The 13968-nt window shown below is 61.6% G+C and carries 9 protein-coding genes; all 9 read left to right on the top strand.

Annotated elements, in window-relative coordinates:
* Window positions 1–62: 62 nt before the first annotated feature.
* The 9 genes from lepA (at window position 63) to PSDT_RS04280 (ending at window position 13936) form a co-directional block, all read left to right on the top strand.
* The gene (lepA, locus tag PSDT_RS04320; protein WP_006290407.1) at window positions 63–1934 is read left to right on the top strand and encodes a translation elongation factor 4; all 1872 of its coding nucleotides are present in this window, start codon (window positions 63–65) and stop codon (window positions 1932–1934) included.
* A 23-nt stretch (window positions 1935–1957) separates the two neighbouring features.
* Window positions 1958–3211 (top strand): radical SAM family heme chaperone HemW, encoded by a 1254-nt coding sequence (gene hemW / locus PSDT_RS04315; protein WP_006289162.1) that lies wholly within the window; start codon window positions 1958–1960, stop codon window positions 3209–3211.
* A 108-nt stretch (window positions 3212–3319) separates the two neighbouring features.
* Entirely contained in the window at window positions 3320–3904 is a 585-nt protein-coding gene (locus PSDT_RS04310) for an MFS transporter (RefSeq protein ID WP_006289163.1), read from the top strand.
* 140 nt (window positions 3905–4044) lie between these two features.
* Window positions 4045–5280: a glycogen synthase gene (gene glgA, locus PSDT_RS04305; protein ID WP_036737556.1), complete on the top strand. Its 1236-nt coding sequence runs from the start codon at window positions 4045–4047 to the stop codon at window positions 5278–5280.
* Between the two features lie 187 nt (window positions 5281–5467).
* On the top strand, window positions 5468–7246 hold the full coding sequence (locus PSDT_RS04300) for an ABC transporter ATP-binding protein (RefSeq protein WP_006289165.1): 1779 nt from the start codon (window positions 5468–5470) through the stop codon (window positions 7244–7246).
* Entirely contained in the window at window positions 7247–9190 is a 1944-nt protein-coding gene (locus tag PSDT_RS04295) for an ABC transporter ATP-binding protein (protein WP_006289166.1), read from the top strand. It begins immediately after the preceding gene.
* Between the two features lie 3 nt (window positions 9191–9193).
* Window positions 9194–10201 (top strand): tRNA (adenine-N1)-methyltransferase, encoded by a 1008-nt coding sequence (locus PSDT_RS04290; protein ID WP_006289167.1) that lies wholly within the window; start codon window positions 9194–9196, stop codon window positions 10199–10201.
* 14 nt (window positions 10202–10215) lie between these two features.
* Window positions 10216–10770, top strand: coding sequence for a SixA phosphatase family protein (locus tag PSDT_RS04285; RefSeq protein WP_006289168.1), 555 nt, complete (start codon window positions 10216–10218; stop codon window positions 10768–10770).
* A gap of 1 nt (window position 10771) precedes the next feature.
* Window positions 10772–13936 (top strand): bifunctional [glutamine synthetase] adenylyltransferase/[glutamine synthetase]-adenylyl-L-tyrosine phosphorylase, encoded by a 3165-nt coding sequence (locus PSDT_RS04280; RefSeq protein WP_006289169.1) that lies wholly within the window; start codon window positions 10772–10774, stop codon window positions 13934–13936.
* Window positions 13937–13968: the final 32 nt, after the last annotated feature.

Raw genomic sequence — 13968 nt, 5'->3', positions numbered from 1 at the left:
ATATTGACGACAACAGGGGATCTGACCAGGTTCGACTGATCGCGCGTAGGAACGGAGACTTCATGGCGGAAAGAAATCAAGCCGGCTTCACCGACCAGTCCCTCATCCGGAATTTCTGCATCATCGCCCACATCGACCATGGCAAATCGACCGTGGCCGACCGCATCCTCCAACTTTCCGGCGTCGTGGCGGCCCGCGATATGCACGACCGCTTCCTGGACCGGATGGAGATCGAGCAGGAGCGGGGGATCACCATCAAGTCCCAGGCCGTGCGGGTGCCGTGGACTTTCGATGGGCAGGAATACACCCTGGGCATGATCGACACCCCCGGCCACGTGGACTTCTCCTACGAAGTGTCTCGGTCCCTGGCCGCCTGCGAAGGGGCCGTCCTTCTGGTGGACGCCACCCAGGGCATCGAAGCCCAGACTCTGTCCAACCTCTTCATGGCCATCGACCATGATCTGACCATCATCCCCGTCCTCAACAAAATCGACCTGCCTTCGGCGGAGCCGGACAAACATGCCGAAGAGATAGCCGGCCTCCTGGGCATCGACCAGGCCGACGTCCTGCGGGTGTCAGGCAAGACCGGGGAAGGGGTCCCCGAACTCCTGGACAGGATCGTCACCGACATCCCGGCCCCTCATGGGGATAAGAAGGCCCCCGCCCGGGCCCTGATCTTCGATTCCGTTTACGACTCCTACCGAGGGATCGTCACTTACATCCGCATGGTCGACGGGGTCCTGCGCTCCCGGCAGAAGATTCGCATGATGAGCTTGGGGACCGTCCACGACCCGATCGAACTGGGCGTGATCAGCCCCGATATGAAACCGACCAAGCAGCTGTGCGCCGGGGAAGTGGGCTACATCATCACCGGGGTGAAAGACGTGAGCCAGTCGAAGGTCGGCGACACCATCACCGAAGAATCCAACCCGGCCTCCCAAGCCTTACCCGGCTACCGGGACCCCCAACCCATGGTCTACTCCGGCCTTTTCCCCATCGACAACGCCCAGTTCCCCGACCTGCGCGACGCCTTGGACAAGCTCAAGCTCAACGACGCAGCCCTAGTCTATGAGCCCGAGACTTCGGTCGCCCTGGGCTTCGGCTTCCGCTGCGGCTTCCTGGGCCTGCTTCATATGGAGATCGTCTCCGAACGGCTGAGCCGAGAATTCGGCCTGGACCTGATATCCACCGCCCCCAACGTCACCTACGACGTGGAGATGGAGGACCTCAGCCTGCATCATGTGACCAACCCCAGCGAATTCCCGGACGGGAAGGTCCGCAAGGTGACCGAGCCCATGGTGGCCGCCGACATCATCACCCCCAGGGAATTCATCGGGTCCGTCATGGAACTTTGCCAGGACCATCGTGGTCAGATGGGGACCATGGAGTACCTGAGCCCGGAAAGAGTGGAGATGCATTACCGGATTCCTTTGGCCGAAATCGTTTTCGACTTCTTCGACCAGCTCAAAAGCCGGACCAGGGGCTACGCCAGCCTGGACTATCATGAGGACGGGGAGCAGGAGGCCGACCTGGTCAAGGTGGACATCCTCATCCAGGGGGAGACCGTGGACGCCTTCTCCGCCATCGTCCACAGAGACAGGGCCTACTCCTACGGGGTCATGATGACCAAGAAGCTGCGCAAACTCATTCCCCGCCAGCAGTTCGAGATCCCCGTCCAGGCCGCCATCGGGTCGCGCATCATCGCCCGCGAGACCATTTCGGCCTTGCGCAAGGACGTGCTGGCCAAGTGCTACGGGGGAGACATCACCCGTAAACGCAAACTTCTGGAAAAGCAGAAGGCCGGTAAGAAGCGGATGAAGATGCTGGGGCATGTGGAGGTCCCCCAGGAAGCCTTCGTGGCCGCCCTGGCTACTGACGAACCGACCGACAAGGACACCAAAGACAAGATCCGGGCCGCCCGGAAGGCCCAGTAAGCGGCGGCTCACGGAGGGGATCCATGTACAGCGTTTATATCCACGTCCCTTTTTGCATACGGCGTTGCGGCTACTGCGATTTCAACACTTACACCTCTCCTGATCTGGGCGGGGGAGCCAGCCGGGGGAATTACGCCAATCTGGCCGTGCGGGAGATGGTCCTGGCCAGGCAATGGCAGGAAAGCCAGGGAATCGAGGAGCCGGCCGCCTCGACGATTTTCTTCGGGGGCGGGACCCCGACCATTCTGGCTGCCCACGACCTGATACGGATGGTGGACGCCGTCAGGGCGGTCTGGGGGATCGAACCGGAGGCAGAGATCACCACCGAGGCCAATCCCGACACGGTGGACCACGCCTATCTGGCAGAGCTCAAGGCCGGCGGGTTCACCCGCGTCTCCTTTGGCATGCAATCGGCCGTCCCCTCCGTTTTGGCGACCCTGGACCGGACCCATACCCCGGCCAACGTGGAATCGGGCGTGAAAGCCGCCCAAGCCCTGGGTCTGGAGACCAGCGTGGATCTGATCTACGGGACTCCAGGGGAGAGCATACAGGACTGGGACAAGAGCCTGCGGGCGGCCATCGATCTGGGAACCGGCCATATTTCCGCCTACGCCTTGACCGTGGAACCCCACACCCGAATGGGCCGGCAGATCTCCCGCGGAATCATCGCGGCACCGGATGACGACGACCAGGCGGCCAAATACCGGGCCGCCGATCAGGCCTTCACCCAGGCAGGTCTGGACTGGTACGAGGTCTCCAACTGGGCCAGACCCGGGCATGAGTCCCGCCATAACCTGGGCTATTGGCATAACGTGGATTGGGTCGGGATCGGTCCCGGGGCGCATTCCCATTACCGGAGGGGCAAGGCCAGCGCCGCGGCCGAAGCGTCTGGCTTGCGGGCCTGGGACATAGCCCACCCCAGGAAATGGGCCGAAGTCATGGAAGAGGGTCGTCTCCCCTGGCAGGGTTCCGAGTCCCTGGGCTGGAAGGAAAAGATGGAAGAGGCCATCATACTTGGCCTGCGCATCCGCGATGGACTGGACCTGGCCAGGCTCGACCGCCTGGCTGATGCCGGCGTGGAGGGGCCGGAGGGGCCGGAAGGGTTGGCTGGTCCGGAGGGCCGAAGGAGAGCGACGGTGACGGACCTGGTTTCCTCCTTGTCCCAGGAAGGATTGGCGGTCTATGATCCACAGGCTGATGCGCTGACAGCGACTTTGGAAGGGCGCATGCTCAACGATCTGCTCATCGAAAGGTTTTTCGAGGCTTACGGTCTGTAGGCCAGTGAGTGAAAGCCGGCGTCTTTTGGAGGGCCTAAATTCCTCGCTCTCGTTATACTTGCTTACTAGTGCACTTGTATCTTCATCAGTGAAAAGCAAAGGTAGACCATGGCAAATCGCGAAGAGCGCAGGGCGGCGGAAAAGCGCCGTCGCCGGGGGGAGGAAGAACCCCAGTACCAAGAGAAGGGCCGGGTCGTCTCCGGTTCTTTGGATCCCCAGTCTTTGAACAACAAGTCCGTCCATCTGCAAGAGCGTAAATCCGGCCAGTGGACCCCGTCCAGCAACGTCCAGCGTCAGGATGAGGAGGACGAGGACGAGGTCCCCTCCGCCAATCCTTCCTTGCCTGAACCGGATCGCTTGTTCAAAGGCGGCAAAAGAAAGAACAGGGATCGCGACGCCAGGGCCCAGGCCCGGCTCCAGGCGGTCCGCGAGGAGGAGCTGAGGCGGCGGCGCCAATCCAGCAAGAACGCGCATCCGATCAGCTGGTGGCTGCGGGTGATCGATTGGGGGGTCATCATCCTCGCCGCCATCGCTTTCGTGGTCTTGATCTGGCTGCCTTTCGGGGATTCGGCCAAGCTGATTTCCGTCGTAGTGATCACCATCTTTTTCTGCCTGGGAGTCTTCAATCTCTTCTTCCTGGGTCGATCTTCCAAGGAGAACCCGAACCTGGACGAATACGGGACGGCGATCTAGGAAAGGATTCCACCGGAAAGGCGGATAAGGGGCCCGGGGAATTCCCCGGGCCTTTGCGTTTTCGGAAGTCCGGGGCGTAAGATGGAAGATGAGATTTTCGACGATGTCGTCTGAAGTAAAAAGGAGCGGATATGGCTGACCTGCATGTGGATTTATTGACCCGGGAATTCCCTCCCCACGTTTACGGCGGAGCCGGTGTGCATGTGGAAGAGCTCTCTCACGCCCTGGCCCGCAAGATCGACGTGACCGTCCGGGCCTTCGACGGCCCCCGCACCCCTGACCAGATTCCCCCTCTGTCCGAAGGATCGACCGGGTCCCTGGACGTGGTCGGCTATGACCTGGACCCGTCCATGAAAGACGCCAACGCGGCCTTGCAGACCTTCGACCTGGACCTGCAGATGGCCAAGGATGTGAAATCCGACCTGGTTCACGCCCACACCTGGTATTCCTGCCTGGCCGGGCGCCTGGCCTCCCAGCTCAATGACATTCCCTTGGTCATCACGGCCCATAGTCTGGAGCCCTTCCGTCCCTGGAAGGCCGACCAGCTGGGCGGGGGATACCACCTGTCCTCCTGGGCGGAGAAGGACGCCTACGAGCATGCCGACGCCCTCATCGCCGTTTCCCGCGGGATGAAAGAGGACATCCTCCAGGCCTATCCTCAGGTGGACCCGGATAAGGTCCACGTGGTCTACAATGGCATCACCATGTCGGAATTCCCCACGCCGGCCGAGGACGATCCCGGCTGGAAGGTCTTCGACCGTTACCATATCGACCGGTCCAGGCCCACCTTGCTTTTCGTCGGCCGCATCACCAACCAGAAGGGGCTTCCTTATCTGCTCAAGGCCTTGCCTTTGATCGACAAGGACATTCAGGTGGTCCTCTGCGCCGGAGCCCCCGACACCCCTGAGATTTTGAAGGAAGTGCGGGAGTCTTTCGCCAAGCTGGATGAAAAGCGGGGGAACATCGTCTGGATCGAAGAGATGCTTCCTCGGCCGGAGTTGAACGCTTTGGAGCATGGATGCGACGCCTTCATCTGCCCCAGCATCTACGAGCCTTTGGGGATCGTCAATCTGGAAGCCATGGCCTGCGGTCTGCCGGTCGTCGGTTCCGCCACCGGCGGCATACCCGAGGTGGTGGTCGACGGGGAGACCGGGCTTCTGGTCCATTTCGACCAGGTCCATGACGGGACGGGCACTCCGACCGACCCCCACAAGTTCGTCCATGACATGGCGGCGGCCATCGACTCCATGTTCTCCGACCTGGACCGGGCCAAGGCCATGGGGCAGGCAGGCTATGAGCGGGCCCGGGACGTCTTCTCCTGGGAGACCATAGCCGATGACACGATCGAGGTCTACAGGAAGGTCCTGCGGGGGTGAAGGCGGAGCGGGTCCTGAGGCCGGAATGATCCCGGGCCTGATGAAATCCGCATGAAAACATGGGGAGCATATGCGACACACCCATGTTATTTCCTCATTTTCTTTTCGTTCCTTAGGGCTAAAATCACCACAAGTCTCTTCAGAATACGAAAACAGTCGATTTCTCACCATGAACGAATGAGGAAAAATGCTCAGAATATGGAGAAAATACCTGACTCCCTACTGGTGGCAGGTGCTGATTCTGGTGGTCTTCCAAGTGGCGCAGACCATCCTCAACCTTTATCTGCCCAACCTCCAGGCTGATATCATCAACAAAGGTGTGGCCACTGCCGATACCAGCAAGGTCTACCACATCGGCTGGGCCATGGTGGGAGTGGCCATCGTCCAGATCATCGCCAACATCATCGCCTCCTACCTGTCCACCCGCCTGGGCATGCGCCTGGGATACGAAGCCCGCCGGGACTTCTTCTCCTCGGTGGAGGACTTCTCCCTGAACGAATTGGAGAAGTTCTCGGTCGGATCCCTCATCACCCGATCCACCAACGACGTCCAGCAGGTCCAGCAGGCCACCATGATGGCCTTGATGATCATCCTCCAGGCGCCGATCATGCTCATCGGCGGCATCATCATGGCCATCCAGCAGAACGCCAGCCTGACCCGGTCCATCGTCATCGTCATTCCCGTCGTCCTCATCGTCGCCGGCATCCTGCTCAGTCAGATGGGCCCCCTGTTCAAGCGTCTGCAGAAGGGGCTCGACACTTTGAACCGTCTGATCCGCGAACAGGTGGCCGGGGTGCGCGTCATCCGCGCCTTCGTCCGTGAAAAGACCGAGGCCGGGCGTTTCCAGAAGGCCAATAAGGACGTCTATGACATCCTCATTCCCGTGGGCCGGCTCATGAGCATCATGATCCCCATCATGTTCTTCATCGTCAATCTCTCCAACGTGGCCATCATGTGGTTCGGCGGCAAGCTGATCGAATCCGGGGACATGCAGATCGGCTCCCTCCAGGCCTTTATCCAGTACCTCATGGTCATCTTCATAGGTGTCATGATGGCCGCCATGATGTCCGTCATGCTTCCCCGGGCATCCGTGGCCGCCGGCCGCATCGATGAGGTCCTGGAAGCCAGAAGCAGCGTCCAGGCTCCCGAACATCCCTATTGGCCGGCCCGGCCCAAAGGATTGATCAAGTTCAAGGACGTCTCCTTCCGCTACGCCGGGGCCAAGGATCCGGTCCTGTCCCACATCTCTTTCACGGCCGAACCAGGCAGGACCACGGCCATCATCGGTTCCACAGGCTCGGGCAAGTCCACCATCGTCCGTCTGGTTTCCCGCATGTTCGACGTGACCGAAGGGCAGATCCTGATCGACGGTCATGACGTACGGGAATACGACCCGGCGCGCTTGAACACTTTGTTCGGGACCGTTCCCCAGAAAGCCCTGCTATTCTCCGGTACCGTCCGCTCCAACATGCTTTTCGGCGACCCTCAGGCGACGGACGAACAGATCTGGGAGGCTTTGCGCATAGCCCAGGCCGGGGATTTCATCGCCGAAGAGCCCGGGAAGCTGGATGCCCCGGTGGCTGAAGGCGGGACGAACTTCTCTGGCGGCCAGAAGCAGAGGCTCTGCATCGCCCGGGCCATCTTGCGGAACCCCAAGATCTATACTTTCGATGATTCCTTCTCCGCCCTGGACGTGGCCACCGACCGTCGGGTCCGGGACGCCCTGGCCCCGGTGACCAGACAGGCCACGCAAATCATCGTCACCCAACGCGCTTCCTCTATCAGACAGGCCGACCAGATCCTGGTCATGGACGACGGACGGATTGTGGGCCGGGGGAGCCATGACGAACTCATGCGCACTTGCACGGCCTATCAGGAAATCGTGGAATCCCAAGGGGGTCAGGGGCCGGACGTGGAATCCCTGGCCTTGGACGGCATCCCCACCAGCGATAAGAAGGAGGACTGAATGGCACGCGCGCAAGGGTCTCCCGAAATGAAAGGCGTCAGCCGCCGGCATGTCATGGGCCGCCTTATGGGCTATCTCATGGCCAGCAAAGTCAAATTCCTCTCCATCATCCTCTGCGGGGCGGCCGGGGTCGGCCTGATCGTCTACGCCCCCAAAGTCCTGGCCAAAGGCACCAACATCCTCTTCGCCGGCGTCCTGAACCTGATGCTGGCCCGCATGCATGTGCCGGCCGGGACCAGTAAGGAACAGATCATGGCCATGCTCAGCCAGCATGGCCAGGGCAAGATCGCCTCCCTCATCTCCCAGTATGACATCCAGGTGGGGGCCGGGATCGACTGGACCTCCTTCGGCAAGATTCTCATCGGGGTCATCATCCTCTACCTGATCTCCATCCTTCTGCGTCTGGCCCAGAACTTCCTCACCACTCGGGTGGTCGTGGACGCCGTCTACAAGATGCGCAAGGAAATCGAAAACAAGATCGACCGCCTGCCTTTGTCTTACTTCGACCGGGTGCCCCGCGGGGAGATCATGAGCCGGACCACCAACGATGTGGACAACATCACCGGCAGCCTCCAGCAGATGCTGGGCGAATTCTTCTTCTCCATCTTCCAGTTCATCGGCACCCTGTCCATGATGATCTGGGTCTCGCCCTTCCTGACCCTGGTGGCCCTGGCCGTGGTCCCCTTCCTCCTGGCCTTCATCGTCATCATCCTGCGGGTGACCCAGCCCCAGTTCGTCACCCAGTGGAACAAAACCGGCCAGCTCAACTCCCACGTGGAGGAGATGTTCTCCGGCCATATGGTCATCCGGGCCTACGGGCAGCAGGAGGAGGCCAAAAAGCGGTTCGAGAAGTACAACGAAGGTCTCTACCAGTCCAGCTTCAAGGCCTCCTTCCTGTCCGGGCTCATGAATCCTACCACCGCCTTCTTCGGGAACATGTCCTTCGTCCTGGTCGTCATCGTCGGCGGTCTCCGCGTGATTTCCGGGAACCTGAGTCTGGGCGACCTCCAGGCCTTCTCCCAGTACTCCCGTCAGGTATCCCAACCTTTGGGGCAGATCGCCTCCATGGCCTCCACCCTCCAGTCCGCCCTGGCTTCCACCTCCCGGGTCTTCGAGTTCCTGGACGCCGATGAGGAGGAAGAGGAAGACCAGAACGAGCCCACCTTGGAAGAGCGGCTCGGCGGCCCCCTCAAGGGGCATGTGACCTTCCACCACGTGGACTTCTCCTACGATCCGGCCACCCCCCTCATCCGTGACCTGAGTCTGGACGCCCTGCCAGGCCAGACCATCGCCATCGTGGGGCCGACCGGGGCGGGCAAGACCACCCTGGTCAACCTCCTCATGCGCTTCTACGAGGTCAATGGCGGCTCCATCTCCATCGACGGGGTCAAGACCACGGATATCACCCGGCAAGATCTGAGGTCCCATTTCGGCATGGTCCTGCAGGACACCTGGCTCTTCGACGGGACCATCCGGGACAACCTCTTCTATGGGGTCCATGACCCGGACCGACGCACCGACCAGAGGATGATCGAGGCGGCCAAGGCCACCCATGTGGATGAGTTCGTCCGCCGTCTGCCCCAGGGCTATGACACGGTCCTGGAGGAGGATTCGTCCGAGCTCAGCCAGGGGGAGCGCCAGTTGCTCACCATCTGCCGGGCCCTCCTGTCTGATCCGGAGATCCTCATCCTGGACGAGGCCACCAGCTCGGTCGACACCCGGACGGAAAGCAAGGTGCAGAACGCCATGAACGTCTTGCGCAGCGGCCGTACCAGCTTCGTCATCGCCCACCGCCTGTCCACCATCCAGGACGCGGACGTGATCCTGGTGGTGAACCATGGGTCCATCATTGAACAGGGCAGCCACCAGCAGCTTCTGGAGGCGAACGGCGCCTATGCCGCCCTTTATAACTCCCAATTCACCAAAGGCGAGGAGGAGGAATAAACCATGGCTGTGGTCAGAGGTCCCTTCCAGGCGGGGGAGAAGGTCCAGTTCACCGACCGGAAGATGAACAAGGTCACCTTCCAGCTGGTTCCTGGCGGCTCCACCCAAACCGAGCACGGCCATATCCTCCACGACCAGGTGATCGGGCGGTCGGAAGGGACCATCGTCAATACCGTCCCTTCCCCGCATGGCCAGGAAGGCTCGGGCCGGCGGATGGGAGGCTGGGCCTATTGCGCCATGCGGCCCCGTCTGGCCGACTATGTGCTCTCCATGCCTCGAGGGGCGCAGATCATGTACCCCAAAGACATAGCCCAGGTGATTCAGCTGGGGGACATCCGGCCCGGGATGGAGGTCCTGGAATCCGGCGGAGGCAGCGGGGCCATGAGCCTCAACCTGTTGGAAGCGGTGGGTGAAGGAGGACGGCTGATCACCATTGAGCTTCGGGAGGATTTCGCACGGATCTGCCGGGCCAACGCCCAGCTTTTCTACGGCCATCAGCCCGACTGGTGGACCATGGTGGTCGGCGACTTCGACCGGAAGGCCGAGGAATGGGAGGATGACTCCTTCGACCGGATCGTCCTCGACATGCTGGACCCTTGGAACCGGCTGAACCAGGCCTATCGGCTGATTCGCCCGGGCGGGGTCCTGATCTCTTACGTGACCACGACCACCCAGCTGAGCCGGTTGTCGGAAACGCTGAGGGAATCAGGTCATTGGACCGAGCCTGACATCAGTGAAAGCCTGGAGAGGACGTGGAAGGCGGACGGATTGGCCGTCCGTCCCAACCATCAGATGATCGGCCATACCGGCTTCATGGTGGTCACCCGGGCCATGGCGCCCGGATTCGCCGCTTTGTTCAAACGGGATCGGCCATCGAAAGACACCCATGCCGACATCGACCTCAAAGACGACATGGAAAAACTTCAGTTGAGGGACATATCCGACCGCAAGACCCGCAAGGTGCTGAGGGACCTGGATCTGCAAACGAGCCGCCTGAATTCCGGTTCCTGACTTAGAATGAGCCTATGAGCGTCAATCTGTCCAAAGTCGCCAAGAAGGCGAAAGACTATCCTTACCTCCTGGTCCTCATGAGGCACGCCAAGACGGAGGCCACCAACAAAGACGGTGATGAGGAAAGGGAGCTGACCGACAAGGGCAGGAAGCACAGCAAAAAAGTGGCCAAGGCCTTGAAGTCCATGGACTTGGTCCCGGACCTCATCGCCTGTTCCGGGGCCACTCGGGCCAGGCAGACGGCGGAACGCCTCTTGAAGGTCTTCGGGGACAAGCCCGAGATCGCTTATCGCCAATCCCTTTATGAGCCCGGGATGCAAAGTTATATAGACGAGATCCTGGGGGCTCCGGGGAAGACCAGAATTCTTATGATTGTCGGCCATGAACCGACCATGTCCTCCCTGGCCCAATGGCTCTCCAGCGGGGAATCCAAAAGGGCCTTCCTGGATGCGGTTAAACTCGGTTTCTCCCCGGCTTCCGTGGCTATCCTCGGCTCCGACAAGCCTTTTGACCAGTGGGACATCGACTCCCAGAAACTGATCGGCGTCTTCAGTCCTAAGGACTGCTGACATGGGTTCGTCCGACCGGCCGGAACCGGCCTTCTCCCAACGCACCCTTATCCGGATTGGGATCAGCAACCTGCCGGCGGCCGAAAAGGAGCATGGGCTCATGACCGACAAGGGCTGGCCGGCCGTCTTCGATCAACCCTTGCTGACGGCCTTGGATGGGTCCGCTTCACCTGACGCCGCCCTACGGGCCTTGTCCGACTTGATTCAGCAGGATGTCTGCAGGCAGAGGATCCTTTCCTGCTTGGACGGGAGCCGCGGTTCTTTCGCGTCCGAAGGGGCCGCATCCTCTTTCTCCCGTCTGATCGCCCTCCTGGGGTCCTCCCCCCGGATCGCCCGTCTGATCGAAGCCGATCCGACTTATCTGGACTCGGTCATCGGAACGGATTACGACTCCCACTCATGGGGGAAACGCCAACGGATCAAAGCCATGCAGGCCGCCTTAGCCAAGGCGGAGGAAGGCTTCGCCGGGGGGGTACGGGCCTTCCGGCACGAATACTGGAAAGAGGTCATCGCCATCGCCGCGTCCGACGTCAGCGATCCCGATCCTTTTCGGATCCAACCGACCATCTCCTCCCGCCTGTCCGATCTGGTCGATAGCGCCTTGCAGGCGGCCGTGCAGGTGAGCCGGGAAGCCGTCCCCCGGTCGGGCGAAATCTCCTTCGCGATCATCGGCATGGGGAAGCTGGGGGCCCAGGAGATCAATTACGTATCCGACGTGGACCTGGTCTATGTGGCGGAGCCCGCCCGCCACCCATCAATTCACAATCCATCAGCTCAAGATAGCCCTGACCAGGCGCCTGCCTTGTCCCAGACCGACCTGGTCTCCATCGGGACCGCCCTGGGCGCCAGCCTGCAGAAAGCCTGCCAGAATGTCCTTCCTTCGGTCGGCGAACCTCCTTTGTGGAAGGTCGATTGCGCTTTGCGACCCGAGGGGAAGGCCGGGCCCCTGGTGCGCACCATCGGCTCCCACCTGGATTATTACCGCAACTGGGCGGAGAACTGGGAATTCCAAGCCTTGCTGAAGGCCCGCTTCGTGGCTGGGGACGAGGACCTGGGCCGCAGCTATATCGACCAGACCCGCCCCCTGGTCTGGTCCGCCTCCGCCAGGAAGAACTTCGTCTTCGACTGCCGGGCCATGCGGGAACGGGTGGAGAAGCTGATCCCCGACAAGCAGAAGGACCTGGAGATCAAGCTGGGGCAAGGCGGTTTGAGGGATGTGGAGTTCACGGTCCAGATGCTCCAGCTGGTCCATGGGCGCACGGATGAAAGCCTGCGCCTGCGGTCCACTTTGGAGGCCCTGAAGGCCCTGGCCCAAGGAGGCTACGTCTCCCGGAAACAGGCTGCGGACCTGTCCGAGGACTACCGCTTCGAACGGGTCATGGAACACCGCCAACAGCTTTGGCAGATGAGGAGGACCCATCTTTTCCCAGACCTGGGGCAGGCCAGCAGGGGAGGGTTGGAGCGGCCCCGGAACATGGAGAAGGCGAGCTTGTACGCCAACGAGGATCTGACCCGGTTGGCCCGTTCCTTCGGCCTGTCCGGGGAAGACTTGGTCACCCGCTTCGACCGGACCCGCCGGCAGGTGCGCTCCTTGCACATGGACATCTACTACCGGCCCATGCTGGGGGACATTTCCGGCCTGGCCGACGATGAGATTCGCCTTCCCGATCAGGCTTTGCGTGAGCGCTTCCATTCAATCGGCTTCTCCGACCCCCAGGCGGCCTCCCTCCATGTGCGGGCCTTGACCAGGGGGGTCAGCCGGGCGGCCAAGATCAACAAAATCCTCCTGCCGGCCATCCTCCTATGGCTTTCCCAAGGGCAGAACCCGGATATGGGCCTGCTTCAATGGCGCAAACTGGTAGAGAAGTACGGCCGGGGAGGCCCTTTCCTGGGTTTCCTCAGGGATTCCCCTATGGCGGCCCAACGGCTCTGCCACATCCTGTCCAACTCCCGTTATCTGTCCGACGCCCTGACCCGGTCGGCTGAATCGGTCACCTGGTTGGGGGCCGACAAGGATCTGCGTCCCCACACCCGTTCCCAATTGGATACCAGGGCTTTGAGCGCCTACCTCCGCTTCGATCACGACCTTCCCGCCTTCTCCCAGCTGATCCGGGCCATGCGTCGTCGGGAGATCGAACGGATCGGCCTGGGATGGATGAGTTCGGTCATCTCCTCCCAGGACTGCCTGAGCTCCATGACGGACGTCTACGACGCCGCCATCGAATCCAGCCTCCTGTGGGCCATCCGCAACCAATGCCGTCAAAGGGACTTGGAGGAGACCCAGGCCCCGGCCAGCATCTGCCTCATCGCCATGGGACGTTACGGGGGCAGGGAAGTCAACTTCTCGTCCGACGCCGACCTGATGATGATTTACGAGGAGGCCGGGACCCAGGCTTCGGACGGGCAGGCGGCCTCCTTCGCCAAGGCCGTGGTCGCCGATATGAGGGCCATCCTGGGAGGGGGGCAGACCACCGAAGCCAAGATCGACCTGGATTTCGACCTGAGGCCGGAGGGGAAGAACGGTCCTTTGATCCGTTCCTACCCGTCCTATAAGGATTATTACGCCCACTGGGCCCAGACTTGGGAGCATCAGGCCTTGCTGCGGGCTCGGTACGCCGCCGGGGACCGGAAACTGGCCGACCGCTTCCTGACGGAGGTCGCCGATCCTTTGCGCTACCCACGGACCGACCTGACCGAGGCCCAACTGACCGAGATCCGCACCCTCAAAGCGAGAATGGAGGCCGAGCGCCTACCCCGCGGTCTGCGCCGCGACCGCCATCTCAAACTGGGCAAAGGCGGCCTGTCCGACGTGGAATGGACCATCCAGCTCCTGCAGCTGACCCAGGCCGGGACCCATCCCCAGCTGCGGACCACATCGACTTTAGAGGCCCTGAAAGCCTTGGAAGAGGCGGATCTGATCGCCCCCGCGGACGCCAAAGTCCTCGAGGCCACCTGGCGGCTGTGCACCGACGCCCGGAACGCCTCCTACCTCTGGTCCGGCCGGGTGGCCCAGGCCGACGTGATTCCTGAGGACTCCTTCTCTTTGGGAGGGACGGCCGCCTGCATGGGCTGGTCGGCCCACGAGGGGCAGGAGTTCGTCAACGAGCTCCTCCACGATATGCGCCTTTGCCGGCAGGTGACCGAGCGGCTCTTCTATGGGGAGTGATTCAGCGGGGCGCCCCTCACCTCTCGGAATTA

It is taken from the genome of Parascardovia denticolens DSM 10105 = JCM 12538 (genome assembly GCF_001042675.1).
In the GTDB taxonomy this organism is placed as follows: domain Bacteria; phylum Actinomycetota; class Actinomycetes; order Actinomycetales; family Bifidobacteriaceae; genus Scardovia; species Scardovia denticolens.
Note: the sequence above shows the minus strand (reverse complement) of the source record. Positions and strands in the feature narration are given on the sequence as shown.